The organism is Pseudomonas sp. B20, from assembly GCF_020515755.1.
GTDB classification, from domain to species: Bacteria; Pseudomonadota; Gammaproteobacteria; order Pseudomonadales; family Pseudomonadaceae; genus Aquipseudomonas; species Aquipseudomonas syringae.
The window spans coordinates 41,797-68,533 of sequence record NZ_JAHPJG010000026.1 but is presented as its reverse complement, the minus strand read 5'-3'; the positions used below and the strand labels follow the sequence as shown (position 1 = coordinate 68,533).

Here is a 26,737-nt window from a genome sequence, read left to right as displayed (position 1 = left end):
CATGAACTTCACTTCACTCGCCGCTGACCTGGTCATGCAGGATTTGGTCGATTGCCTGCTGGCTGAGGACTTCTTTGGTCGCGAGCCATTGCGCTTGCAGGACAGCAGCCAATGGCAACTGCGCCATCCACAGGCTCCGCAACTGGTAGAGCAGGGCAGCGCGCAGCAAATCTGGGAATGGTGCTGCGATGATTCGGAGCAACGCTTCATCAGCATCGCGTTGCGCCCCGGCATCACCCAGCAATGGGAAAAAGTGCCCGGCACCCCGGTACTCGGCCGACAGGACGAGCGCTGGACGCAGTTGTCGCCGGAAGACTTCATGAAGTGGGTGTTCGCCGGCAAGGCGACGCTGCTTCAGGACAGCGAGCGTCAGGACAACGAAAAGGGTATCGCGCTGTTTCTCGAGGTGTTGCGCATCAGTGTCTGGCAGACCGCGCTGTCGCTGGACCACAAGGTCGACGAGCAGAACCTGATGGCTCAGGACGGCGCCACCTTCTTCAGGACCATGGAACAGTGGGCGTCACTGCGTGACCGCCCGTATCACCCGCTGGCCAAGGCCAAACAAGGCTTGAACGAGCAGGAATACTTACAGTACCAGGCCGAATTCGCCCGGCCGGTAGCGCTGAACTGGGTGGCCGTCGACAAGACCTTGCTGCAATGCGGCGACGGCGTGGGGGACTTGAATGCATCCTTTCCGGCCCGCTATCTGCTGCCCGAGAACCTGCAAGCAGAGCTTGACCAGGAGATGCAGGCGCGTGGCATTGCCGACAGCCATGTTGCGCTGCCGGTTCACCCATGGCAGTTCGAGCATGTTCTGCAGGCTCAGCTGGGCGATGCGTTCGCCAAGGGCGATTGCCAGCGGCTTGATTTCAATCAGGCGCAGGTCCATGCCACGTCGTCGCTGCGTTCGATGACACCGTGCTTCAACAGCGCTGACTACCTGAAGCTGCCCATGGCGATTTATTCGCTCGGCGCTTCGCGTTATCTGCCAGCGGTCAAAATGATCAACGGCGGGCTGAGCGAAAAACTGCTGCGTCAGGTGGTCGACAAGGATCAAACCCTGAGCCGTTCGCTGCACTTGTGCGACGAACGCAAGTGGTGGGCATTCATGCAGCCGCAAGCCACGCTGTTCGACGAAGGGCCTCGGCATCTTTCGGCCATGGTGCGCGGCTATCCGGCCGCCTTGCTCGATGATCCGGAGTGCCGCCTGCTGCCCATGGCGGCACTGGGTACACCGCTACCGGGGAGCAATCGGCATTTCTTCGACGAGTGGATGGACTACCGCGACCTGCCGCGCAATCAGGCTTCGGTACTGACACTGTTTCGCGAACTGAGCCACAGTTTCTTCGATATCAACCTGCGCATGTTCCGCCTGGGCATGCTCGGCGAAGTGCATGGTCAAAACGCGGTCATGGTCTGGAAAGCCGGACAGGCGCAAGGGCTGTTGTTGCGTGACCACGACTCGTTGCGTATTTTCGTGCCCTGGCTGGAGCGCAACGGTATGCACGACCCGGAATATCGAATCAAGAAAGGTCATGCCAATACGCTTTATCATGACCGCCCCGAGGACTTGCTGTTCTGGCTGCAGACGCTGGGTATTCAGGTAAACGTGCGGGCAATCATGGATACTCTGGCGCAAGTGTATGACGTACCGGTCACTGCGCTGTGGACCGTATTGCGCGATGTTCTGGATAATCTGATCACAACCATCGAATTTGACGACGAGGCGCGTGGCATGATCAGGCGACAACTGTTCGAAGCCCCCAACTGGCCGCAGAAACTTCTGCTGACGCCCATGATCGAGCGCGCGGGCGGTCCGGGCAGCATGCCGTTCGGCAAGGGCGAAGTGGTCAACCCGTTCCACAGGTTGCGCCGTGCAACCTGACCGAACCCTGCATCCTTCACGGCGCACCGTGTTGCGCCTTTCGCTGGGGTTACTGGCGCTGCCTGGCATTGCCCGGGCAGCGCCGCTGCGCGTTGTCACCCTGTTTCAGGGGGCGTCCGACACTGCCGTGGCCCTTGGCGTAACGCCTTGCGGTGTGGTGGATTCGTGGAGCGAAAAACCGATGTACCGCTACCTGCGCCCGGCGCTGGCGGCGGTGCCGCATGTGGGTCTGGAAACCCAGCCGAGCCTGGAAGATATCGTGCTGCTCAAGCCGGACCTGATCGTCGCCTCACGCTTTCGTCATCAACGCATCGCACCGTTGCTGGAGCAGATCGGCATGGTGCTGATGCTCGAAGAGGTGTTCGAGTTCAAGCGCACCTTGGCAATGATGGGCGCGGCCCTGCAACGTCAACAGCTGGCCATGGACCTGCTCGGGCAATGGCAACAGCGCGTGGCAGCGCTGCGTGGCCAGTTGCAGGCGAAGTTCGCCGGACGCTGGCCAATCACCGTGTCGGTGCTCGACATTCGCGAAGACCATATCCGTAGCTATCTGCCGGCCAGCTTTGCCGGCTCGGTGCTCAGTGAACTGGGCTTTGCCTGGACGCCCGCGGCCCGCCAAGCCACGGGCGTGTCCCTTAAACTCAGCAGTAAAGAGAGTTTGCCTGTGGTCGATGCCGACCTGTTCTTCGTCTTTCAACGCGCCGACAGCAACGCCGCGCAGCACACCTACGACAAGCTGGTACAGAACCCGTTCTGGCAACAGTTGCGTGCAGTACGGGACAGTCAGGTATGGCGCGTTGATGCCGTCGCCTGGAGCCTGTCCGGCGGCATTCTGGGCGCCAACCGCATGCTCGATGAGATCGCTCGCGTGGCGCTGGCGGATCGCGCCTCATGACGGCTGCGGCAAAACTGGGCCTGGGGCTGTTGATACTGGTAGCGTGCATGGGATTGAGTCTGGCCACCGGGGCCACCTGGATATCGCCCGCTGCCATTGTACGAAGTGTCTGGCAGGCTGATGCGCTGAGCGCTATAGAGCACGTGCTGCTCGACACACGGCTGACACGCACCCTGATGGCCGTCGCGGTCGGTTCGAGTCTGGCGGTTGCCGGGGCGCTGATGCAGGCGCTGACGCGCAATCCGCTGGCGTCGCCTGGCCTGTTCGGCATCAATGCCGGCGCGACGTTTGCCATCATCGCCTGTTCGTCGCTGCTTTCACTGTCGTCCATGAGCCAGTGGCTATGGTGCGCGTTCATCGGCGCTGCGGTGGCGGGCACGATTGTCTGGGTCATCGGCAACCGGGGGCAGGGCAGCCTCAATCCATTGCGCATCGTGTTGGCCGGCGCAGCGATCACTGCCTTGTTTACCGCATTCAGTCAGGCCTTGCTGGTGGTCAATCAGGACGGTCTGGATACCGTGCTGTTCTGGTTGGCTGGCTCCTTGTCGGAGCGCGAACTGAGTACCGCCGCGCCGTTGCTCGTCTGCGTGGTCATGGGGCTTGCCGGCGCGCTGGTGCTGGCGGGGCAGGTCAACGTACTCAACACCGGGGAAGCCATCGCGACGGCTCTGGGCCAGCGTACGGGGCTGATTCGCCTGATGATGAGCGTGGTGATCATTGCTCTGGCAGGCAGCGCCGTGGCGCTGGCGGGCAGTATCGGCTTCATCGGTCTGCTGGTGCCACACATGGTGCGCAAGACGCTGTCCATCGACCATCGCTGGCTGCTGCCCGGCTGCGCAGTGCTGGGCGCGACGCTGTTGTTGCTGGCCGACACGCTGGCGCGCGTCGTGATTGTCCCTCAGGAAGTCCCGGTGGGTGTGATGACGGCTCTGTTTGGCGCGCCGTTCTTCATTGCACTGGTTCGGCGGGGCGCGCGCTATGGATAAGCATTTCACCGTGCGCTACCGGAGCTTTTCCCGGCAGTTCAGCCTGACCGCATTGACGCGCTTGCTTTCGGGCCTGGCGCTGACGCTGCTGGTCGCACTGAGCTCACTGGCCGTGGGCAAGATCAATCTGTCGCCAGCGACCCTGCTGAATGTTTTTACCGGTCAGGCGGATGCCAGCCTGGTCTTCATCGTCGAACAACTGCGCATGCCCCGGCTGGCCCTGGCTGCCCTGGTCGGCGCGGCCCTGGCGGTGTCGGGACTGATCCTGCAAAGCATCATTCGCAACCCGCTGGCCTCACCGGATCTGTTAGGCATCACCAGCGGTGCCAGCGCCGCCGCCGTGTTGTACCTGTCATTCTTCTCGGCTGCACTGGGCGCGCAGTTTCTGCCCCTGGCGGCGATCTCCGGCGCAGGCCTCGCGGCGCTGGTCATTTATCTGCTGGCCTGGAATCAGGGCGCTTCACCCTTGCGCATGGTGTTGATCGGGGTAGGGGTGTCTGCTTTGCTGGCTGCGGTCACCACGTTCATTCTGGTGTTCAGCCCGTTGACCACCACCTTGTCGGCTTATGTCTGGCTGACCGGGAGCGTGTATGGTGCCAGTTGGCCGGAGCCCCGCGCGCTGGCCGGCTGGCTGCTGATGACATTGCCGCTGCTGGCACTGCTCGCCCGTCAGGTGCGCATGCAGCAACTGGATGACGCGCTGGCCCAGGGCATCGGCGTGCGCGTGCAATGGCTGCGCGCCGGTTTGCTGCTGGTGAGCGTCGCACTGGCCGGGCTGGCGGTCGCTTGGGGCGGGGCGATTGCCTTTGTCGGGCTGATCGCGCCTCATATCGCCAAACGCCTGATGCCGCCGGGGTTCGTCGGTCAGGCGCTGATGGCGGCGTTGATCGGTGCCAATCTGGTGATGCTTGCCGATCTGGCCGGACGCACGCTGTTCCTGCCGCTGGATCTGCCCGCAGGGATTTTTGTCGCGGTGCTGGGCACGCCGTTTTTTCTGTACCTATTGATCAACCAGCGGCATTAAGGAATTACGGATGGCGTCAATCGCAACCCACGACCTGACCCTGAGTTACCAGCGGCAGGTGATCATCGACAGTCTTGATCTGCAGTTACCTGCAGGCCAGGTGACCGTGCTGATCGGCAGTAACGGTTGCGGCAAAAGCACCTTGCTCAAATCCTTGGCGCGCCTGCTCAAACCCCAGCAGGGCACCGTGGTGCTCAACGGTGCCGATATCCATCAGAAGTCCACTGCGACCGTCGCGCGTGAACTGGCGATTCTGCCGCAGATGCCCAGCGCGCCGGAAGGCATCAGCGTTCGGCAACTGGTTGCGTTGGGGCGTTATCCCTATCAGAACTGGATGCAGCAATGGTCCGCCGAGGATGAAGCCATGGTCGCACGGGCTCTGGCGCAAACTGGCATGCAGGACCTGGCCGACAGACCCGTCGATGCGCTGTCAGGTGGTCAGCGTCAGCGCGCATGGATCGCCATGACCCTGGCGCAGGATACCGACATTGTATTGCTGGACGAACCGACGACCTTTCTCGATCTGGCTCATCAGATCGAAGTGCTGGACCTGTTGCGCGACCTGAATCGGCAAGAGGGCAAGACCATCGTGATGGTCCTGCATGACCTGAATCTGGCCTGCCGTTACGCCGATCACATGGTCGCTGTCCACGAACGCAGCGCGTTCGCCCAGGGGCGTCCGGCGGATATTCTCAGCGAGGCGCTGGTCAAGCAGGTCTTCGGCCTCAACTGCCGGATCATCGCCGATCCATTCTTTGGTACGCCGCTGTGCATCCCCTTTGGCCGGGAACTGCCGCAATGAGTCTGGCGCAGGCGTTCAGCGAATCCGAATGGGCGTTGCTGTCCGGGGCGCTGCGGCTCAGGCCGGCAGGTGAGCACGATCCGCGCTCACTCCCGGCCCGCGCGCTGCTGGACGACGCAGTCTGCGAGCAACTGCTTGGCGAGCTGGGGCCGGTGATCGGTTCTCCGACCCAGGCAATCACGGCATCATTGCTGGCCAAGCGCTTTTCGTTCCTCAGCACCGGTGCCTGCCTGTACGCGATGTCGGTCTACGACAAGGGCCTGGCTCTGTCGCTGGACAACAGCGTGGTCGAATACGCGCACGATGACGGCCTTTGGACCTCTTCAATGCCTTTGCTCGATACAACGCCAGTGGGCTATGAACCGGGCGCTCGCGAAGTATGGCGTGATCAGGTCGCCACCACTTTGTTCCGCGACCTGCTTCAGCCGCTGTGGGAAACCTTCAACCGTGTCACTGGCATTTCCCGACGCATTTTGTGGGAAAACACTGCGGTACGTGTGTATTCGCTGTACGACAAACGCATGGACAAGGTTGAAGACCCGGCGATCCGGCAGCGCTGTGAAGCCGATTTCGACTGGCTGCTGCATCAGGCCGATCCGGCGTTGTTCGGCCTGACCTACAACCCGCTCAAACACTTCCGCCGTCCACCGGTTGTGCTGGAAGCCGAAGGCAAGAGCATCCGTTTTCGGCGCACCTGCTGCTTCTATTACGACGCCAGCAACCCCGTCGAGTATTGCTCGACCTGTCCGTTACTGAGGCCCAAAAAATGTCGATGAACAAGCAGATCGCACACCGCCAGCAACAACTCAGCGACGCCGTCATAGAGCAATACCGTGACATTGCCGCGTCAACCATTGGCCACCTGACCGACGTGGGTTATCTGCGCGGGATCAGACCGCTGTTCGAGGGTGCCAGGCTGGTCGGCAACGTTGTGACGGTCAAACTGCAGCTGCCCGACGGCAGCATTCTGCGCGACGCACTGCTGAACAGCCTGCCAGGCGATGTACTGGTGATTGAGTGTGTAGGCGACGAGCATTGCGCCTGCTGGGGCGAACTGCGCACCCTGGCCGGGCTGATCAAGGGGCTTGCCGGCGTCATCGTCTCGGGCGCGGTCACCGACGTTGCCGCCTTGCGCGAACATCGTCTTCCCGTGTTCAGCCGGGGAGTCAGCGCAATGACAACGCGCAGTCTCGGGGAAAGCGGCGAGCTCAATGGACTGATCCATATAGGCGGCGTGGAGGTGAGGCCAGGGGACATTGCAGTCGGGGATGATGACGGCGTATTTATCCTGAGTCCGCAACAGGCGAACGAACTGTTACCCGAGTTGCTGGGCAAGGAGAGTGCGGACCGAAAAAGAAGGGAGGAGTTTCTCGGCAGACTGAACGGGGAGAATACGGTCAGCACAACTCGACAGTGAGAATGAAACCTGAAACAGCGCGTTTGATTTGATTCATGAATATAACCACTGTCGACTGATCAATAGTTATAACTTTTGGATCCCACAGTCACAATCGGACAATAGGCAGGCTGTTTTCGTATTAAGTTCGATTGCGCCGCTCAAGATTGCGGTTTTATGACCGATGCAGAGTGCAAACCCAAACTGTTCCGGATAGCCGCAATGTTCAATTCGCATTTGAAAAACACCAATAAGGCATTGGAGCGCCGCCTCGCCATGCTTGAGCAAGCAGGGCAAATCCTCAATCTGGAGACAGTCGCCGTCGTGCTGGATGGCACGGGCAAGGTACAGTCCGTCAACGCGTTGTTCGAGACGGAGATGAGTTACGCGCAAGCAGAACTGGTCGGACGCAATCTGTCTGAGCTGAGCCCGCCGGAACTGAGCGGTGACGTTCACCAGAAGCGCGCATTGACCGCAATTCGCGACGGCAAGCATTTCAGCGGCACGTTGCGCCTGGTCAGCAAGACCGGGGCGAGGGTGTGGCTGAGAACCATTGTCGTCCCGTACAAAAACGAAACCGGCGGCGTCGAGCAGATTACCCTGTACTCGAGTGTTCTGACGCGAACCATTGAAGCCTCCCGCGAGAACGAGGCGCTGGTCAATGCATTGCAACGCTCCACCGCCGTTATCGATTTCACCCTCGATGGCATTGTCATCGGTGCCAATGACAACTTTCTGAAGGCGATGGGTTACGAACTGAATCAGATAAAGGGCAAACACCACAAGATTTTCTGCCTGCCTGAAGAATCCGCTTCTGACGCGTATACCCAGTTCTGGGAAAGACTGCGCCGGGGTGAGTTTATCGTCGATCGTTTTCGTCGAATTGACAAAGGTGGTCGTGATGTATGGCTGGAGGCGTCTTATAACCCGATTACCGATGCCAACGGCAAACTCTATAAAATTGCCAAGTTCGCGACGGTTATCACTGAACAGGTCGAGCGCGAGAAAGCCGTCGCCGAAGCATCGGAAATGGCTTATCAAACCTCCATCGATACTGACAGCAGCGCGCAGCAGGGCCGAAAAGTCATCAAGGACACGCTGCAGATGCTCGGCCAGTTGACCATTTCTATGGAAGAGGCCACACGAGGCATCGAAGCACTGGATTCGCAAAGTCAGGTGATTGGAACAATCATTAAAACCATCAGCGGCATTGCCGAACAAACCAACCTGCTCGCGCTGAACGCAGCGATTGAAGCCGCCAGGGCTGGCGAACAGGGCAGGGGCTTTGCCGTAGTAGCCGATGAGGTGCGCCAGCTGGCCTCTCGCACTACAAAGGCGGCGGAAGAAATCGTAAACGTCGTGAAGACCAACCAGAGCCTGGCTTCAGACGCGGTAGGCGTAATTGTGCGCAGCACCGAACAGGCGTCCGAGGCGCTGGTATTGGCCAACGACGCAGACCGTGTGATTCAGGAAATTCAGCACGGCGCGAACACGGTAGTGCGGGCCGTCAGCCGGTTTGTGGACCAGCGCTCCAGCTAAGTGTGAACAGTCGGGTCGACTCAGGGACGCCAAAAGCGTACTGCCCTGAGTCACTCGCTGAGCAGGCCAACGAACAGGAAAGAACGTTCATCGATAGTGGCAGGGACCTCTGTCTATAAAAGTTTTAAATGAGTGTGTTTTATTCAATCCATGAGCCAGCACTTGTGCGAGGCGCATACTATCAAAATCATCGCACTACGTTGATATCCGGCTAACGATGACCTGTTTATAGCCATTGCACTCGCCGTCCTTTCGAGCACTTTCACTATGCCTTTCCTGCGCAGCCCACAAATGGTTCGTAAGTACCTGTACACCTTGCTGTGGTTTTATGTGTTTTCTATTTTCCTCTTCGCAATCGCGTGGGAGTTCGAACTTGAATCCGTCGCCATGATCGCAATGGGCTTGCCCTATGACGAGGATTTCGAAAATGCCGAGCGCTGGCGTTTTGTATTCACCTCGACCGGCTTTGCAGTGTTGTCGATGGTCATACCGTTCATTCTTCTGAAACGCTTGATGCAACGACTGCACAGTAGCTACAACGACTTGCTCAAGTCACAGGCGCTCAGCGAATCTCTGGCCCGCCACGATCCTTTGTCCGGCTTGCTCAATCGGCGTGTGTTTCACGAGTAACTGGTTGCGCGTCTGCAGCAGCCAGCGACACAGACCGCGGTTTTTCTGATCTACCTGGATAAATTCAAGCTCATCAACGATACCCACGGGCATGCGGCAGGGGACGCGGCCATCTGCGCCGTTGCCGAAAGCCTGCGCGACGCCACTGTCGGGTGGCAGGCTTCCGTTGCGCGACTGGGCGGCGACGAGTTTGGCCTGGCGGTCAGTGGTGACTTCAGTCACGCAGAACTGGCACCGCTCGCTGAAAACATTCTGGCCAAAATTTCGGCATCCAGCGTTGGCCTGCCGCGTGTGGTCCTGAGTGCAACCCTCGGCATTGCCATTGCGCCAATGGACGGCTCAGACCCCGACCTCTTGCTGCAACGTGCGGACAGCGCCATGTACCGCGGTAAGACCAGTGGCCGAGCCAGGTTTCATTTCTATGAAGTCAGCTTCGAGCGCGAGCAGCGCCTGCAGGAACAGTTCGCGCGTGAGCTCACCCTGGCTATCGAAGAGAAGGATATTCAACCGTTCTATCAGCCTATCGTCAGCCTTCCCGAACAACGCCTGGCGGGGTTCGAACTGCTGGCGCGATGGCTGCATCCCGAGCGTGGGATCATCCTGCCGCTTGACTTCATACCCGTCGCCGAACAATCGGGGCTGATCAAACCACTCACCGCGACTCTTTTGCTTCAAGCCTTCGATCAGGCACGCGATTGGCCAAGCGACTTCACGCTGGCAATCAATGTCACCTCACTGATGATCGAAAGTCCGGACTTTCCGGACTGGCTGGCCACCCATGAGTGCGACTTTGCCCAAGGCTACCTGTTCGGACGGCCCTTGCCGTTGGACCAGGTGAAAGAGCTGCTGGCAATGAGTGTTTCCGAAGGGCCGGTCAGGGCGTTGGCGGTTCCTGGCAAATAAGGGGCATGCGCTTCAAGTCAGGCGCTCTCGAACTTCAATGCGGAACTTTGGATTCACCAGAGGCGATGAGAGTCTCTTTAGTACTCGACGCTCAATAAAACTTGCGGCTTTCTGCCAGTGCAGCGAGTTGCGGCGCCCTCGTGAAACTGTGATCGGGATTGGCGCTGATAGCGTCAACGTGAGTGCCTGATGCGGATAAGGTGCCTTATTCAGATATAAGCATTCCTTATTGTCGATGACTCATGGACTATATGCCCATTTGGCTGCCTCTCTGAGGCAAGCGCTCGCATCTGCAGGAGCCCGTGAATGAACATCAAGATTGAGGCGCTGATCGCCCGGAAGATCGGTTTCGCCTCCCACCAGAACGCCGTACCGCTGGTACGTGAATTGAGTATCTGGAACCAGGAAGAAAGCGGTTTTGAAAACCTGACCCTGACGTTAAGCACCGATCCGGATTTCGTAGAGAGCCGCACTTGGCGTATAGACCGCATTCATGCAGGTGATCGCCTCAACATTTCCGAGCGTGATATCAAGCTTAACGCAGGTTATTTGTCCGGGCTGACTGAAAGCCTTAGCGCTGACGTGGTGATGCGCTTGTCCCAGGGCGACAATGTACTCGTCGAGCAGCGCTTCCCGACAGAACTGCTGGCGCGCACAGAATGGGGCGGCTTGAGCGCCATGCCGGAGTTGCTTGCGGCTTTCTGCATGCCCAATGATCCGGCGGTCGATCGCGTACTCAAAGCGGCCTCACAGGTTTTGCGGCGCGCGGGCAAGAAAGATGGCATTGACGGCTATGAAAGCAAGTCGCGCACGCGAACCTGGGAGCTTGCCTCTGCCATTTGGTCCGGAGTGTGCAGCTTTCAGTTGAGCTATGCATTGCCCCCGGCCAGTTTTGAGCAACAGGGCCAGAAGGTCCGGCCTCCGAGTGTGGTTCTGGAAAACGGCGTGGCGACCTGCCTGGACACTGCATTGCTGTTTGCCGCGGCTTTGGAGCAGGCGGGCTTGAACGCTCTGCTGATCATGACCAAGGGACACGCATTCGCAGGCGTCTGGCTGCAGCCTCAAGAGTTTTCCCAATTGTTGACCGATGAGGCGTCGGCAGTACGCAAACGCCTGGATCTGAAGGAAATGGTGGTATTCGAAACCACCCTTTCTACACAGACACCTGCGCCGGGCTTCTCCCAGGCCATTGCAGCCGCCGAGCGGCAACTCGATGATGAGCAGTTCATCATGGCCATCGATTTGCACCGTGCCCGGATGCAGAAGATTCGTCCGATGGCGCTCGTCTCAGTAACCGAGGGATCGGATGAGACAGCCGATGCTCCACCCACTATTGAAGGGCTGGAGGAGGCTCCGGCACTTCCGGGGTTCGATGTCGAAATTAACACGGATAGTGAAGGTCCAGCGGGCAAGCTGACGCTGTGGCAACGCAAGCTGCTGGATCTGACGACCCGCAACCGTCTCCTGCATCTCCCGGACAGCGCAAAAGGCGTACGCCTGTTGTGCCCTGATCCGGCAGCGCTTGAAGACCTTCTCTCCAGTGGCCAGCGAATTCGCGTGTTGCCGGTGCCTGACCTGAAAAGCAGTGGCCGGGATGTGGCCCTGTACGAGCAGCAGAATAATGAGAACCTGGTCGACGAAGTTGCTCGTCAGGCGCTTGCTCGTGGTGAAGTGCTCGCCACTCTGGAAAAGGTAAAACTTGAAGCAACCCTGATTGATCTGTTCCGCAAGGCGCGTAGCGATCTGGAAGAGGGCGGTGCAAACACACTGTTTCTGGCCATTGGTTTTCTCAAATGGAAGAAGAGTGCAGACGACCCTAAAGCCTATTCCGCGCCCCTGATTTTGCTGCCAGTAAAACTTGAACGCAAAAGTGCCTTGTCCGGGGTGACGCTCAGTCTTCTTGATGAAGAACCGCGTTTCAACCTGACGCTGCTTGAATTGCTGCGCCATGACTTCGAGTTGGTAATTCCCGGACTGGACGGCGAACTACCCAGTGATGAAAGTGGCATTGATGTGACGGGTATCTGGAACCTGGTGCGGCGAGCAGTGCGTGACGTGCCAGGTTTCGAGGTGAGTACCGAACTTGTGTTGGGCACCTTCTCATTTGCCAAATACCTGATGTGGAAAGACCTGAATGCCAACGCAGCACAGCTGCTGCAAAGCCCTTTGGTCAAGCATTTGCTGGATCCCTCTGAGGGAGATGAGGGCTTCTCCGGTTCAGACGAGTTTCCCAGACCAGAGCATCTGGACTCGTCAGTAACGCCCGCCATGCTTTTCGCCCCGTTGCCGGCCGACTCTTCACAGTTATCTGCCGTGGTGGCATCTGCCGGTACTCATAGTTTCGTCATGGATGGGCCTCCGGGAACCGGTAAGTCGCAAACCATTGCCAACATGATTGCCCACAATCTGGCCTTGGGCCGCCGCGTACTGTTCGTGGCAGAGAAGCGTGCGGCACTGGACGTGGTTTACCGTCGCCTGGCAGAACAGGGGCTGGGCGAGTTTTGCCTGGAGCTGCACTCAAGCAAGACCTCTAAAGTTGAAGTACTCAAACAACTGGACCGCGCCTGGGATGTCAGCGATGCGTTGAGCCCGGAGGAGTGGGAACGTGAAGCCACTCGTTTGCAGACGCTGCGCTCGCGACTCAACGAACTGGTCGAGGTACTGCACCGACGCTGGAGCAACGGGCTCTCCCTGCATCAGGCGATTGGTCGTGTGGTTCGTGATCATGGCCCTCAAACACCCAGGCTGACCTGGCCATCAGACACGCAACATGATGCAGCCCAGTACAGCCAGTTGCTGGACCTTTCGCGTCGGTTAGGCTTGAACGGTGATGCCGCACGTAATCTGTCAGGCAAATTCGGCGCTCTGGCGCAGACCCAGTGGTCGAACGCCTGGCAGGCACACATTGCGAATGCCGCACGTGAGTTGCCGCAGGCCCTTGACGCGCTGAATGCCTCGAGTGAAAAGCTTCTTGGCCTTATGCACCTTGACTTGCCTGTAGCTGAAGTGGCGCAGGTTCAGCACCTTGACGAACTGACGACTCTGGTCGTGGAGTCCTATGGCCTGAACCTCTCGTTCGCTTTTGCACCCGATGCTGTAGCGCGTATCGAAGCAGCCCGGCGCGCGTGCCGGTTAATCGAAAGCTATCGAGAGCTTGAAGAAGGTCTTTCGCTGGATTATGCAGACGAAGCCTGCCGTCGCATTCCCGTTGAGGCGATGCGCAGCGAATGGCGAGATGCCGAAGGAAAGTTCTGGTTCCTGGCGACTATCGCCAAGAAAAAGGTCGCGAAGAAACTGGCCTCTTCAGGTGGCGCAGCAGGCCTGCCGGACACACTTGGCGACCTGGCAATTTTCGAGCGCCTGCACGCGCAACTGAACGAACTGGATACATTAGCTGGAGGCCTGCAGTCGATCCCGGGCTGGCAGGGCCTGAGCAGTGACGTGTCACAGATATTTCGTGCAGCCTCAATGGCTGAAAACCTGCGTGGGCTGATGAGCGGTCTGGCCCAATCACCGGACCACCTCATTTCATTGCGCAGCGCCGTCGCGCGTCTGATCGTTGAGGCAAATGAAATGTTGGCGCCGGGCGGGCAAATCGGCGCAGCGCTATCGGCTTTGCAACAGGCTTTGTCTCGCTATGAAGACGCCGCTCGACTGTTTGCCGAATTATCTGCAGCCGGTACAGACACACAACCAAGCGTTGGCGCGTTGCGGGCTACTTCACTCTCGATCCAGCAACACGAGGAGCAACTCAAGGCATGGTGCGATTGGTGCCGGGTTCGCGAGCAGGCGGGTGAGGCTGGTTTGGCAAGTCTGGCCCGTGCGCTCGAGACAGGGAGTCTGTCACCTGCAGCAAGCGAAGAAACCTTCGTCACGGCCTATGCTCATTGGTTCGCTACGCAGGGTATAGACGGCGAACCTCTGTTGAGGAATTTCGTGGCTGCCGAGCACATGAGCGACATTGCGGCGTTCGCTCGTCTGGACGACGAAATGGCCAAACTGACGGTGCGTTACATCCGGGCCAGACTGTGTGGCTTGATCCCCTCCAAAAATGACATACCCAAAAGCAGCGGCTTTGCCATTCTCAAACATGAATTGCAGAAGTCCCGCCGGCACAAACCTGTCAGACAACTGGCCGTCGAGATGGGCGACGCGCTGAATCGCCTGGCCCCTTGCATGCTGATGAGCCCGCTGTCGATTGCGCAATTCCTGCCCGCCGATCAACCGCCCTTCGATCTGGTCATTTTCGACGAGGCTTCGCAGATTGCTCCATGGGACGCAATCGGTTCGATAGCTCGCGGCAGGCAAGTCGTTATCGCAGGTGACCCGCGTCAAATGCCGCCGACGAACTTCTTCAACCGTGGCCCGAATGCCAGCGACGACGATACCGCGCAAGACATGGAAAGCATTCTGGACGAATGCCTTGGAGCAGGGGTGCCGAGCCACAGTCTGAGCTGGCACTACCGGAGTCGCCACGAAAGCCTGATTGCCTTCTCCAATCATCGTTACTACGACAGCAATCTCATCACCTTCCCGGCCGCAGAGACCCGTGCAAGTGCTGTGGAGTGGCGCCGGGTTGACGGTGTTTATGCAAAAGGCAAAGGGCGCTACAACCAGGCTGAAGCCGAAGCCATCGTCAGCGAGACAGTCAAGCGCCTTACCGATCCTGCGTTCGTGGCTGCTGGCCATTCGATCGGTATTATCACGCTCAACTCTGATCAGCAAAAACTGATCAATGATCTGCTGGACAACGCCCGCAAGCAGTACCCAGAGATCGAGCCTTTTTTCCAGGACACACAGACCGAGCCGGTTGTCGTGAAGAATCTGGAAACAGTCCAGGGTGATGAGCGCGATCTGATCATGCTCGGGATAGGCTATGGCCCGACCGAGCCGGGTGCGCAGGTCATGTCCATGAACTTCGGCCCCCTCAACAAGGACGGTGGCTGGCGCAGGCTTAACGTGGCGATCACACGGTCCCGCCGGGAAATGCTGGTGTTCTCATCCTTTGATCCGTCGATGATCGACCTGAACCGCACCAACGCCCGTGCAGTCCGGGATCTGAAGCATTTCATAGAATTCGCCCAGCGCGGACCAAAAGCCCTGGCCGAGGCGGTACAGGGCTCGGTCGGTGGTTATGACTCGCCGTTCGAGGAAGCAGTCGCTCAAGGGCTACGGCGCCTCGGTTGGCAAGTGGTGCCGCAGATTGGTGTGTCGCGTTTCCGCATTGACTTGGGAATCGTTCACCCTGACCGCCCGGGTGACTATCTGGCGGGTGTCGAATGCGATGGCGCTACCTATCACAGCGCTGCCACTGCCCGCGATCGGGACAAGGTCCGCGGCGCAATTCTCAGTGGCCTCGGCTGGAACCTGGTGCGGCTATGGTCCACGGAATGGTGGGTAGACAAGGAAGGTGCATTGCAGAGGCTGAACGCAGCGTTGAATGATCTTTTGGCGCAGTCCCGGGAGGAGACAGCAGACCCACTAAACGAACAGCCAACGCCCCGCTGACGGGGCGCTAAAGCGCCCGCCGAAGCGTGATCCGGGTCAATTCCGAAGGTTTGCCAAGACGAATGGCAAACCCCGGCCAGAGTGCGGTGCCGTTGTTGACGTACAGTTGCATCCCGCCCACATCATAAAGCCCGGATACGAATCCGCCGTTGGCCAGGGCCAGCAGCCAGTGAATGCCAAAGATCATGCCGCCATGGGTATGTCCGGAGAGTTGCAGCGCTATGCCGTGGGTCGCTGTTTCCTCGGCGTTTCTGGGTTGATGGTCGAGCAGGATGATCGGTGTGTCTTTCGCGATGCCTGCTATGGCTTTCTGCAGATCTGGCGCAGGGAAACCGGTTTTCGGCGCCGTGACGTCGGTGACGCCGGCCAGAGCGATGCGTGCACCGTCGCGCTCGATCAGCGTGTGGCTGTTGGCCAGAGGGATCATGCCCAGTGAGACGAAGTGCTGCATCCACGCCTGGTTATCGAAAAAGTACTCATGGTTGCCGGGGATGACGTACACGCCATCCGGCGCGCGCAAATCGCGCAGGGCCTCGATATCCTGCTTCCGGTTGCTTAGCGATCCATCAATCAGATCGCCGGTGATGACGATCAGGTCAACCCCCAGCGCATTGGACTGCTGCACCACCGCCCGGGTCCAGGGCGCGTCGAACAGACGGCTGATGTGCATGTCCGTCAGTTGCAATACCTTGTAGCCCTCGAATTGCGAAGGCAGGTTTTTAATCGCGATCTGGATGTCTTTCACCGGCGGCACGCGCACGGCCTGCTGGACGCCTATGGCCGCCAGCACCAGGGCCGCCACACCGATGACGTAGCGCAGATTGGCCGGAATGCTCAGCGTCTGCCGGCGTACCAGCATCGTCAGCACTGTGCCGATGTCGACGATGATTTGCAGCACCGCAAGCAACAGGATCGCGCCGAACGCCCAGTTGAACAGCATCACGATGTAGCGTGGAAATTCCGGCGAGAACACGCTGCCGGAGGAAAATCGGCAATACAGGTGGTATTGCGAGGCAAGGACAAGCAGCACCGCAACGGCGATTTTCGCCGATAACGCCCAGGGCATCGGCCATAGGAATCGGGCGATGACGTACAGGCAGGGCAGGCTGAACATGACATGAAACATTAACGTGCTCCGTTGGCGATATCGATGATGTGAATAACTGCGTCAACGGCACGGGCAGTAATAAGGTCGATCTGGCCCTGCTGAACGACTTCCGTTGCAGGGTATTGTGGAGCAGGGATGCTGAAGGTCATGGTGCCGAGGCGGAATGCCGATACGGGCAGACCGTGCTGCCAAGTTTCTTGCAACGCGCGCCGATTGTCGAGCTGGCGTGCCTTTGCCGGCACTGCACGGCTCGAAACCGGTCTGAAACCGTCGTTTGATTGCAGCTGTCAGGCGGCGCTCGACGGCTTATCCCTGCCGCGCGCCATCTCTCGAAACAGGCGGGGCGACATACCGAATGTCGATTTGAAGTGCCTGCTGAAATGCGAACTGCTGCCATAGCCCCAGGCATAGGCGATATCGGTCAGTGAACGATGGGCATGCTCATTGCTGCGCAGTTCTTCGGCGCAACGCGACAGGCGTCGTTGCCAGATATATTCACTGACCGTACAACCCTGTTCCACCTGGAATGTCCTGTGCAGGCTGCGCACCGAACACTGTTCGACGCTGGCGATGCGCTCCACAGTCAGGTCCCGGTCGGCAAGGTGACGTTCAATATAAGCTTTGAGGCGATTCTGTTTGAACAGACGGAAGTCATGGGTGAGTTGCTTTTCTTCGTCTTTGTTTTTGAACACATTATCCAGTACCCCGACAATGCTATCGCCGATCAGGCGTGCCGAATGGCTGTTGAGCAAGGGATACTGGCCATACGCATCATTGATCAAGTGGCTCAGGATTCTTCCCAGGCCAGTGCGCCCGTTAAGGTGCACGTCTACGTTGGCCGCAAGCCGATCATCTGTGCCCTCGAGCAGCAGAATGAAATGCTCGCAGCCTTGCATGCTGGTGACACTGAAAGGTTTGCCACAATCGACCAGGAGCATGTCGTCAGGCGCCAGCACGCTGTGCTGCAGACCTTGCTCTACATGGCTGACGCCCGCAGTCTGCAATATCAGCATCCGCGGAGTGTCGACCGCGTTGACCGCGTTGCTCAGGTGACGCGAATAGCGGTGGGCGCTGGCAGTCATCCGGCAGAAACGCAACGGGCCGAGGTCGCCGTACTCCAGTCGCCCCTGAAAGTCGCGGTCATTGAGGGGTTCGATGAAGGTCGACTCCAGGCGCCTTATATAATCCGGCGTACGCCCAAGGTGCTCACTCATGAACTCCTTCCACTTCATCAGGCGTTCGGAGCACACCAGCTGTTCGGTGGATGCACAGGCCAGATTGTTCATAGGCTGCCTCTCTTCTTGTTGTAGTTTTCAGTTGAACGAGCAACGGTCGTTGCCCGCCCACTCATCAATGGGCCCGGTTCAGAACGGATAGTGATGGCTGCCTGCTTTCCAGGTGACCCAATGGGCACGCGTGAACTCATCCACTGCGTATTGACCATTGAATCTGCCGAGGCCGGAATTCTTTTCCCCTCCGAAGGGCGCATTGGGCTGGTCATCGATCGTGATGTCGTTGATATGTGTCATGCCAGCAACAATACCGCGCGCGAAGCTCAAGCCTCTCGCCATATCACGGGTAAACACGGCGCTGGCCAGACCGTATTCGCTGGCATTGGACAACTGCAGCGCATGCGCTTCATTTTCGGCAATCAGCAGCGGCAGCAGGGGGCCAAACGTCTCGTCGCGTGCCAGCGCCTGATCAGCGCCTACTTCACCGAAAACGTGCGGTGGCAGCACCAGCCCTGATGCCTGGCCACCTTGAAGGCATTTGAGACCGGCATGCTTGGCCAGATCGATCTTGCTTAGCAGACCTTCAAGCTGGCTCTGGTTGATGACCGGCCCGATCACGGTATCTGCCTCGGCCGGATCACCTGTTTTCAGGTTGCGCACACGTTCTACCACACAGGCCGCGAAGTCCGCATAACGAGAGCGATCAATGATGACCCGGTTGACGCTCATGCAGATTTGCCCTTGATGCAGGAAGCGGCCGACCACTGCGGCGTGCGCCGCTATCTCGATATCCGCGTCATCCAGGACCACCAACGGCGCGTTGCCTCCCAGTTCCAGGGCCACGCGCTTGATGTGCTTGCCGCCGGTTGCGATGCGGCCGACATTACGACCCACGTCTGTGGAACCGGTAAACGAAATCAGGCTCGGGACAGGATGCTCGACGAACGCATCGCCAATTTCCGAGCCTGCACCCACCACCACATTGAGCGTGCCGTCAGGGAAGCCGGCCTCTTCGAACAGGTGCGCTATCAGCAGACCGCCGCTCACTGCGGTATCGCTGGCAGGTTTGAGCACTACGGTATTACCCAGCGCAAGTGCCGGCACTACCGAGCGCAAACTCAGAAACAGCGGAAAGTTCCAGGGACTGATCACGCCGACCACTCCCAGCGGTTCACGAAAGACAAAGCTCTGTTGGCCGGGCTTGTAGCTGGTCAGGATCCGGCCTTCGACCTGCGTGGGCAATGTCGCGCACTCATGGACCATGCGCAACGTCGATTGCAACTCTATGCTGGCTTTGATACGCGTACTGCCGGACTCGCGGATCAGCCACTCGATGATTTCTTCGCTACGGCTCTGGATAACGTTCGCCAGCCCTTCGATGAAGGCACTGCGCTCTGTCGGCTGTAACTGTGCCCAGGCAATCTGTGCGTTGTGCGCAGCGAGGTACGCGTCATCCAGGTCCGCGACTGAAGCCAAAGGCATTCCCAGCAGTAGCTCACCATTGAAAGGGTTACGATCCTCGAGCCGCCGGGTCGAGCGGCCGGTGCGCCAGGCACCCTTGATGTACTGGTCGCCGGCTATGGCATATGGGGCGGGCTGTGCAGCGTTCATGATTTTTCCTTTCGAAAAAAGAGGGGCACGTCAATCAGGGAATTCGAGGCTCTGTGGCAGCGCTCAACTTCTGATCCAGGCGCGCCCCCAGGAATTAAGGGTGTACTCTTCCTGCGGCCAGACACCGGGTTCGCGGGAGGCATCGGTCACCTCAAGCTCGGCCGAAAACTCCAGCCGGTTGCGATCGGCATCGACCACCATGAAGAACAGGTTGTTGCCCGGCCCATGTCGTCCTGGACCGAAGAAGATCGTTATGCGTTCCCTGGCGAAGCGGTCGCCCCAGTCACGAATATCGTTCCACTCGTTGGTTTCGTAGCAATGGTGATCCCATTCATTTTTTGACCCGCGAAAAAACGCCAATGTGTGGTGCTCATCGTCGGAACGCAGAAAGCAGGTCGTCAGGTGCCCAGTCTGCTCGTCCACAACGTTATCCGACACGGTGAACCCGACCGTGTTGACGTAGAAGTCGATCATGGCCTCCAGCTCGGTGGTCTGGAACACAACGTGTTGCAGGCGGCCTGGCATGCCATCGCGAGCAACCTGGGAGGTGTCACGAGATACACCGAACAGCGTCTGTCGGCCCTGAGGGTCACGAATCATGAACGCTCCCGATTCAAGTAGCGGCGAATCGATATCTTCGACAACACAGCCATTGCCACTCAGACGAGCGCGCAGTGTTTGCAGATGTTCCTGGTTATCCAGTGCAAAGGCTGCGGCAAGCAGGCCGCTGTGGTCAGCAGGCGATACCAGCATCGCACGTTGCGGACCGGTCAATAGCCAACTGCCATCAGGCTGCGCGAGGCTGTCCATGTCCAGCATGCGACGATAGAAGTCGACTTGTTGCTGCGGTTCCTTGCTCGCCAGGTGCAGGTAGCAAAGGCGGGCAGGTGTAGACGTCTGGAGTGTTTGCATAACCACCTCGTATCGTGATCGGTTCAGGGAAAGACAGGAGTAACGCTTGACTCAAGTTCGCCATCCTTGGGGGTAGCGATTCCAAACAACGATTGCAGAGATTCGGCGGTTTGAACCTCTGAAGACGTGTCGAAGATTGCGGCGATATAGCGATCCGGTCGCAGCAGCAATACGCTGGTTGAGCCACCGAGTATTTCGCTGAGCAGACCTTCGCTGTCCTGAAGCACATCGCAGCCAGCTATGCAGGGTATGGCGCCAGCGTTTTGCGCAAGTATCAGAATGCGTTTGGCCTCAAGACGGTCCCACAGGCCGTGCCTGAGCTCATCAAAACAATGATGCGCTGCATCGCCGTACTGAATCAGGGCGAACCCCGTGCCAATGACGTCGTCGAGCAGACGCAAAAGCTTATGTCTGTCCATTAGCATCGGTTGGGGGAACATGTGTCCACAGCTCAGTTTCCCGGCTTGCCCCTCAGTCAGAACCAGGCCCTTGATAAAGCGGGGCTTGGGCTTGAAGCGCATTTGCAGGAAGTAGTCGCGCAACGGTGGGAAAAGGCCGATCAGCGAAAAAGCAGCGCTGATGATGCGAGCACGAAGCACGGTGGCGGGGGCCATGACGACACCCAGATTCAAGGCCAGCCGGATCAATGCCCAGGCGTGCTCGCGTCGCTCGCTTTCGTAGGACGAAAGGGCGGTTTCGGCCAGTTGTCCTTTCAGGACACCGATCAGCTTCCAGCCCAGGTTGTGGGCATCGCGTACACCGCTATTCATGCCTTGGCCGGCGTAGGGCGGCGTGAGGTGCGCAGCGTCCCCGGCAAGAAATACCCGGCCTGACTGCCACTGGCTTGCAACTCGTGCATGGAAGGTGTACACCGTCTTGCGCACGATGGACACCGCGGCATCGCCCTTGAAGGGGCGTAGCAGGGCACTCAGAAACGAGTCGCCAAGTGCCTGAGCATCCGTTTCTTCAGGCTTGAGGAGAAACTCGAAGCGACGAGTATGCTGAGGTCCTGGAACATCCACGACGGGGCGTCGTGCGTCGCAATACACGCGGGTCTGCCAGAACGGATCGTTGTCCTGATCGGTGTCGACAACAAGCCACCGAGAGGAAAAACTGGAACCGACCATGCCAATGCCGAGTTGCTTGCGAACCGGGCTACGGCCGCCGTCACAGGCAATCAGATAATCTGCACTGATTTCAAGCGTCTCGCCTTCGGCATCACGGACACGTGCGCAAACACCTTTGTCGTCCTGATGAAACTCCAGCAATTCATGGCCGAACAGCACTTTCGTGCTGGGGAACCGTTCGAGACCTGCCTTCAGGGTTCGCTCAAAAATCGGCTGGCGAAAAGCGTTGCGCTTCGGATATCCGTACAGCTTGCCGGTCGGTTCGACCTTGCCGAAACAGCGGCCACCGGGACGCGTGAAATAATGTACGCCGTAGCCCGAAACTACATCACGCAACACCTCTTCGCCCAATCCGATGGCCTGCATGGTGCGTAAGGACTCGTCATCGATGGAAACTGCGCGAGGTTCGGTCACCGTGCCGGGTTTGCGATCGATGATGCAGGTCTTGATGTCTGCCTGACCCAACAGGTTGGCCAGGGTAAGCCCTGTGGGGCCTGCACCGATGATCAGTATCCGAGCGCTAAAGTGTTTTAGGGTTGTCATTGTTATTCCCTGTTCGGCCGGCTCAGCCCTATGGCTGCGGACGGTTGGCGAGTTCAACCATCAGTTGTGAAAGATTCTGTGCCAGGGTCAGAATCTGCTGTCCCTGAGCCCCTTCCAGATCGCTGTCGCGTTCCTCAACCGGGCGTACGCAGCTGATGCTGCCGACGACTTTGCCATCGCCGTCGAAGACCGGTGCAGCGAGGCCGTAGACACCTGCATCCACCTCGGCTGCGCTGGCGACATAGCCCTGACGACGCAGTTGCTGCAGCGAACGGCGAAACGCTTCCCAGGTCTGGCCGAGGTTGCTGGCGCGTACCTGCTCCGGTTTCTCCAGAAACAGCTGGCTATGCTGGCGCGATGTCATGTTGGCGAGAATGGCCTTGGAGGTCGCGCCCAGAAACAAAGGTCGCGGTGTGCCTCGCGCGTAACTGACTTCGCTGAACAGCTCGCCGTACTGGTGAATGCAGACGACCTGATCCTTGAACAGTCGGCAGATCAGCCAGACCTGCCGTTCGCTCCAGCGCGGAAATGTGGTTTGCAGCGATTGCGCTGCACGCACCAGAGGATCGCTGAGTCGCAACTGACGATCCCAGGTAATGATTCGTGCACCCAGCGCGTAACGCCCGGCCTCGACCTGAAACAACAGGTTTGCTTCAGCCAGTTCACGCACATAGCGGTAGATGGTCGAACGGGTAAAGCCCAATGCGACACCCATGTCGTCGACCGCCCAGATCGGGCTCTCTTCGGTAAACAGATCGAGCACCCGCAGCATGCGCTCAAGGCTTGAGCCTTTGGCGTCGGCATTCTGATCAGCTAGTGGTTCGGATGAACTCATGGCTTATTGCTCATCCACAATGCTGTTGCACAGAACACCGATTCCGGAAATCTCGATTTCCACCTCATCACCAGGTTTCATCCAGACCGGCGGCTCACGGAACGCACCAACGCCTCCTGTGGTGCCACTGACAATTACGTCGCCGGGAGCCAATTCGGTGAAGGTGGAGCAATACTCGATCAGCTTGCGCACATCGAAAATCATGTCGCTGGTGTGGGTCTGTTGCATGACTTCACCGTTCAGACGGGTAGTCAGCTCCAGATTCTGTGGATCACCGATCTCATCGCGGGTGACCAGCCAGGGACCGAAACTCCCGGTCCGGGGAAAATTCTTGCCTGGAATGAACTGAATGGTGTGCTTCTGCCAGTCACGGACACTGCCGTCGTTGTAGCAGGCATATCCGGCAACGTAGTCGAGCGCATCGGCCTGCCCGATATGACGCGCTGTTTTCCCGATAACGATGGCCAGCTCGCCTTCAAAATCCAGCTTGTGTGACGCCTTGGGGCGGACGATGGCTTGCAGATGCGCAGTCTGACTGTCAGCGAAACGCGTGAAAATCATTGGGTAGGTGGGTGTCTCGCGGCCGGTTTCCCGCACATGCGTGGCGTAGTTGATGCCAATGCACAGCACTTTGCCAGGATTAGGAATAACCGGCAGGAACATCACCGCTGTCAACGGAATGCGCGGAAGACCCTCCAGCCTGACACTGTCAAGCTCGCGGAAGTGGCCATTGGCGATGGCTTGCTTGAGATCACTCCCCAAAGACGGCTTGAGCGTCTCCAGATCAATCACCTGGTCGCCTTCGACGATGCCGTAAGTGTTGCGACCTTGAACGATAAAGCTCACGAGTTTCATGGAGTCTCCTTGATAGATGGATGCCTGTGCTGCAATGAGTCTCAATCTAGACCTGCAATTAAATCCTGTAAAGTGGGATTTTTGTATAAATCCTGTATTTAGACATAAGCATTAAAAACCCTGATGCTCGGTTTCCAGCCATGAAACGCTCACGCAGGCGCGCGCCTCAGCAAGGAGGCTGATAGCGACAAGCGTGAACATCTATACGGCGTTGAGGAACGCCGTCATGGCCCGGCGGCCGTCACGCGCCAATTTCAACCTGGCACCCAGCACCCATGCAGTGACATGCGCATACGGAACGGAATCCGGATCCGCGCAATTGGCCCGCCTTGCATGTCACGGGTGTCCAGAACCACCAGCTCGTTGCGTGCCTCGGCGATGAGGTTGAGCAGGGCGACGACATAACCATCTGCTTCATCCGCGTGAGGCGAACGGGGAATGAAGATCGGTTCCTGAAAGCATCCGCTGTCGCCGGGAAACCACGCATCGGTCACGCCGGTTGTCAGGTTCAGGTGGGCCAGCAGATTGAAGAACTGAAAGGGCATCGGTCCATTCGAGGCGTTGTAAGGGCGCTCTGGATCGAAGGCCAGCAGTATGCCGTGCTCATATTTACGGCCGATATAGCGGTCGTCACACCTGGGGAACTCGCACGGGTAATCGTTCAGCGGCTGTGGCTGGACATCTTCGCAGGGGCTGTTCAGATCGAAGGTCCAGCGCATCAGACTCGCCGCCAGGGTCTCTGGCGGTGGAACGTAGCCATCAGCCTGAGGGAAAAAGTAGAAGATGTTGCCGCCTGTGACCGGCATATCGACATAGACTTTTCCGTCTTCGTCGAATGCATTGAGGGTATGGCCTTGAAATCCCTGGGTGGGCCCTCTGAACCAGCGAACATCGCTGGCTTGACCATAGCGAGGCAGTACGGCAAAAAGTTGCGGAAGATCGGGCTGCCACTGGAAGTGGGGGCCGCCTTTCTTCATCCGTTCCACGTCGACCGTCAGCGGGATCAGCGGGAATACCACATAGTGCTCGGTGACCGCAAAGTCATGAACCATGGCTGCGTAGGGCGCCTGAAACCAGATTTCGTGGAGCAGTTTGCCCTGCGCAGAAATTTCGAAATAGGCCAGGTCAGGCGTACCGTCGCCCTTGGCTTCGTAGCTGAACGCCAAGAGGTTGCCGGTTGCCGGATCGAGCTTGGGGTGAGCAGTGAATGTCGCCGATGTGATCTGCCCTTCGAAATTCCACTCGCCCAGTGTCTCCAGCGTTTCCGGGTTCAAGGCCCACGGCATTGCATCTTCCTTGAAGGCCAGCAACATACCGTTATGCGGCATGACCGTGGTATTGGCCGTCGTGTTGTTCTGCGCCGCGAGCGGATCATTGGTATAGGTGTTTCGATACACACCATTCAGCGAGCGGCCTTCGCGGCGCTGGGCCAGCAACCGGTCGGTTTTTACATAGCGACGGCGCAGCGACACCTTGCCGTCGGCGAAGTAGAAGCCACTGACCATGCCGTCGCCGTTGAAAAAGATATCGGTGCCGAGCATGGGTGGGTATTGATGGTCCGGGGCGACCTGATAAAAGGTCCCGCATATCGAGTCTGGAAGGGCACCTTCAATCTCAAGGTCATTGACGTCGGCTTCTACGCGACTGGGGGTGTAAAGCGCGCCGGAAAACTCGGGCGTTCGGGGGAATAGGCTGGTCATTGGTCAATCTCGCTACTGTCTGGTTGATTTTTCTGGCCACGGTCAGTCAGGCAGACTGCGGGTATAGCCTGGGTGTGGCGGGTTTGATCTCTCGACGAACGCGAGCGACGACCATGCACGAAATGATCAGCGCGATCAGGTACGCAGAGCCCGCCAGCCAGCCGACGGCTCGGAAATGACCCTCGCCGACGACCAGCGCGGCACCGAAAGGTCCCAGGCCCTGGCCGATGAAAATGGCCGCATTGCCCAGCCCGGCCAGTCGTCCGGAGGGATCCAGCTCAGCCGCCATTGAAAGCAGATAGGGCAGACTGAAAAACCACACCATGTGGATCAGGCAGGCAGTGACGGCGAAAGCGATTGGCGTATTGCCATAGACCATGACCAGAGTCGCCAGCAGCGCTGTGCCAAAACTCAATAATTGCGGAAAAAGCAGCCCCAGACGCCGCCCGATCAGGCCCGCAAGACCGGCCCCGAGGGCGCCGGCGAGGATGCTTCCGCCGAGAATTCCGCCTATCTGCTGTGGTTCAAGACCGATGCTTTTGCCGATGCGCTCCTGATACACCCAGAGTGCGGAATGGCCGAAGAACAGCAGGGCAAACAACATGATCAACAACAGCGACGTCCATCCGAAGGGACGTTGCGGACCATTGGCCTGACGACACGCTTCAGGGTAGCGTCTCGGCACTCTGAAACATGCCAGAAGCGCGACGGCACTGACGGCGGCCAGCAAATAAAAGGCGCCATTTACGCCGGACATCTGCAGGATCGAAGGCATCGAGGTGACCAGCAGCATGCCCCACAGCAGGTTGCCGATATTGATGACGGCGAATGTCGCATCCTTGGCAGCACGCAACGCTGCGGTGGCATAGACGACCGCCATGACTGCACCGCCGCTCGCGCCGCAGATCACCCGGCAAATGAGCAGCCCGGTGTGGCCGTGCAGTTGAGTGCTGGCCAGATTGCCCGCTACCAGCACAACCAGCGCGATCAACGCGAAGTGGCGTCGATCCACGCTCGCCATGAACATCGCGCTTGTCCCGCAGGCTATCGCCATGGCAATCAGCTCCGCAGCGAAAATGCTGCCGATTGCGTTCAGCGGTAGCCCCAATTGGTCTATCAGCGCGCCCCCCAGAATGGGCTGGATCTGCAGGGTACCCAGAGAAATGACCATCATCAGGCAGATGGCAGCCAGGGATTGTTTGCTGTCTATCGAATCGAGTGCGTTCATCAAGCATCACCTTTACAA

General features: G+C 58.7%; 19 protein-coding genes and 2 pseudogenes. 11 read left to right on the top strand and 10 right to left on the bottom strand.

What is annotated here, in order from left to right; genetic code table 11:
• Position 1: 1 nt before the first annotated feature.
• The 11 genes and pseudogenes from LIX91_RS22350 to LIX91_RS22300 all read left to right on the top strand — a co-directional run bounded on the left by LIX91_RS22350 (position 2) and on the right by LIX91_RS22300 (position 15,568).
• The gene (locus LIX91_RS22350; protein ID WP_226489181.1) at positions 2-1,885 is read left to right on the top strand and encodes an IucA/IucC family protein; all 1,884 of its coding nucleotides are present in this window, start codon (positions 2-4) and stop codon (positions 1,883-1,885) included.
• Positions 1,875-2,780 carry an ABC transporter substrate-binding protein gene (locus LIX91_RS22345; RefSeq protein ID WP_032698518.1) on the top strand — a complete coding sequence of 302 codons (906 nt, stop codon included), beginning with the start codon at positions 1,875-1,877 and terminating at the stop codon, positions 2,778-2,780. Before LIX91_RS22350 ends, LIX91_RS22345 begins: the two co-directional genes overlap by 11 nt.
• The gene (locus tag LIX91_RS22340) at positions 2,777-3,766 is read left to right on the top strand and encodes a FecCD family ABC transporter permease (protein ID WP_003410493.1); all 990 of its coding nucleotides are present in this window, start codon (positions 2,777-2,779) and stop codon (positions 3,764-3,766) included. The genes LIX91_RS22345 and LIX91_RS22340 overlap by 4 nt, the downstream gene beginning before the upstream one ends.
• Positions 3,759-4,790, top strand: a complete 1,032-nt coding sequence (locus LIX91_RS22335; protein WP_103695816.1) for a FecCD family ABC transporter permease — start codon at positions 3,759-3,761, stop codon at positions 4,788-4,790. Before LIX91_RS22340 ends, LIX91_RS22335 begins: the two co-directional genes overlap by 8 nt.
• A 10-nt stretch (positions 4,791-4,800) precedes the next feature.
• The gene (locus LIX91_RS22330) at positions 4,801-5,592 is read left to right on the top strand and encodes an ABC transporter ATP-binding protein (protein WP_003318733.1); all 792 of its coding nucleotides are present in this window, start codon (positions 4,801-4,803) and stop codon (positions 5,590-5,592) included.
• A complete protein-coding gene (locus tag LIX91_RS22325; protein ID WP_103695817.1) occupies positions 5,589-6,368 on the top strand; it encodes an IucA/IucC family C-terminal-domain containing protein in 780 nt (259 codons plus the stop codon). The genes LIX91_RS22330 and LIX91_RS22325 overlap by 4 nt, the downstream gene beginning before the upstream one ends.
• Positions 6,359-7,009 carry an RraA family protein gene (locus LIX91_RS22320; protein ID WP_226489180.1) on the top strand — a complete coding sequence of 217 codons (651 nt, stop codon included), beginning with the start codon at positions 6,359-6,361 and terminating at the stop codon, positions 7,007-7,009. Before LIX91_RS22325 ends, LIX91_RS22320 begins: the two co-directional genes overlap by 10 nt.
• Positions 7,010-7,165: 156 nt before the next feature.
• A pseudogene (locus tag LIX91_RS25970) lies at positions 7,166-7,987 on the top strand (PAS domain-containing protein); the annotation flags it as partial.
• 30 nt (positions 7,988-8,017) lie between these two features.
• Positions 8,018-8,527 carry a methyl-accepting chemotaxis protein gene (locus LIX91_RS25965; protein WP_226489189.1) on the top strand — a complete coding sequence of 170 codons (510 nt, stop codon included), beginning with the start codon at positions 8,018-8,020 and terminating at the stop codon, positions 8,525-8,527.
• Between the two features lie 387 nt (positions 8,528-8,914).
• Positions 8,915-10,060 (top strand): annotated as a pseudogene (locus LIX91_RS22305) (diguanylate cyclase domain-containing protein).
• A gap of 306 nt (positions 10,061-10,366) precedes the next feature.
• Positions 10,367-15,568 carry a DUF4011 domain-containing protein gene (locus LIX91_RS22300; protein ID WP_226489179.1) on the top strand — a complete coding sequence of 1,734 codons (5,202 nt, stop codon included), beginning with the start codon at positions 10,367-10,369 and terminating at the stop codon, positions 15,566-15,568.
• Positions 15,569-15,575: 7 nt separating this feature from the next.
• Here the strand turns inward: LIX91_RS22300 and LIX91_RS22295 are convergent, their stop codons facing one another.
• The 10 genes from LIX91_RS22295 to LIX91_RS22250 form a co-directional block, all read right to left on the bottom strand.
• A complete protein-coding gene (locus LIX91_RS22295; protein WP_003416725.1) occupies positions 15,576-16,694 on the bottom strand; it encodes a metallophosphoesterase in 1,119 nt (372 codons plus the stop codon).
• The gene (locus tag LIX91_RS22290; RefSeq protein ID WP_032702894.1) at positions 16,694-16,918 is read right to left on the bottom strand and encodes a hypothetical protein; all 225 of its coding nucleotides are present in this window, start codon (positions 16,916-16,918) and stop codon (positions 16,694-16,696) included. Before LIX91_RS22290 ends, LIX91_RS22295 begins: the two co-directional genes overlap by 1 nt.
• 45 nt (positions 16,919-16,963) lie before the next feature.
• Positions 16,964-17,962: a helix-turn-helix domain-containing protein gene (locus LIX91_RS22285; protein ID WP_226489178.1), complete on the bottom strand. Its 999-nt coding sequence runs from the start codon at positions 17,960-17,962 to the stop codon at positions 16,964-16,966.
• Positions 17,963-18,040: 78 nt separating this feature from the next.
• The gene (locus tag LIX91_RS22280) at positions 18,041-19,519 is read right to left on the bottom strand and encodes an aldehyde dehydrogenase family protein (RefSeq protein ID WP_226489177.1); all 1,479 of its coding nucleotides are present in this window, start codon (positions 19,517-19,519) and stop codon (positions 18,041-18,043) included.
• A gap of 63 nt (positions 19,520-19,582) precedes the next feature.
• On the bottom strand, positions 19,583-20,431 hold the full coding sequence (locus LIX91_RS22275) for a VOC family protein (protein WP_226489176.1): 849 nt from the start codon (positions 20,429-20,431) through the stop codon (positions 19,583-19,585).
• A gap of 23 nt (positions 20,432-20,454) precedes the next feature.
• The gene (locus tag LIX91_RS22270; RefSeq protein WP_226489175.1) at positions 20,455-22,101 is read right to left on the bottom strand and encodes a bifunctional 3-(3-hydroxy-phenyl)propionate/3-hydroxycinnamic acid hydroxylase; all 1,647 of its coding nucleotides are present in this window, start codon (positions 22,099-22,101) and stop codon (positions 20,455-20,457) included.
• Positions 22,102-22,129: 28 nt separating this feature from the next.
• Complete coding sequence (locus LIX91_RS22265) at positions 22,130-22,936, bottom strand: IclR family transcriptional regulator (RefSeq protein ID WP_046270184.1); 807 nt, start codon at positions 22,934-22,936, stop codon at positions 22,130-22,132.
• A gap of 3 nt (positions 22,937-22,939) precedes the next feature.
• Positions 22,940-23,791, bottom strand: coding sequence for a fumarylacetoacetate hydrolase family protein (locus LIX91_RS22260; RefSeq protein ID WP_226489174.1), 852 nt, complete (start codon positions 23,789-23,791; stop codon positions 22,940-22,942).
• 254 nt (positions 23,792-24,045) lie between these two features.
• Positions 24,046-25,491 (bottom strand): carotenoid oxygenase family protein, encoded by a 1,446-nt coding sequence (locus LIX91_RS22255; RefSeq protein ID WP_226489173.1) that lies wholly within the window; start codon positions 25,489-25,491, stop codon positions 24,046-24,048.
• 46 nt (positions 25,492-25,537) lie between these two features.
• Positions 25,538-26,719 carry an MFS transporter gene (locus LIX91_RS22250; protein ID WP_226489172.1) on the bottom strand — a complete coding sequence of 394 codons (1,182 nt, stop codon included), beginning with the start codon at positions 26,717-26,719 and terminating at the stop codon, positions 25,538-25,540.
• Positions 26,720-26,737: the final 18 nt, after the last annotated feature.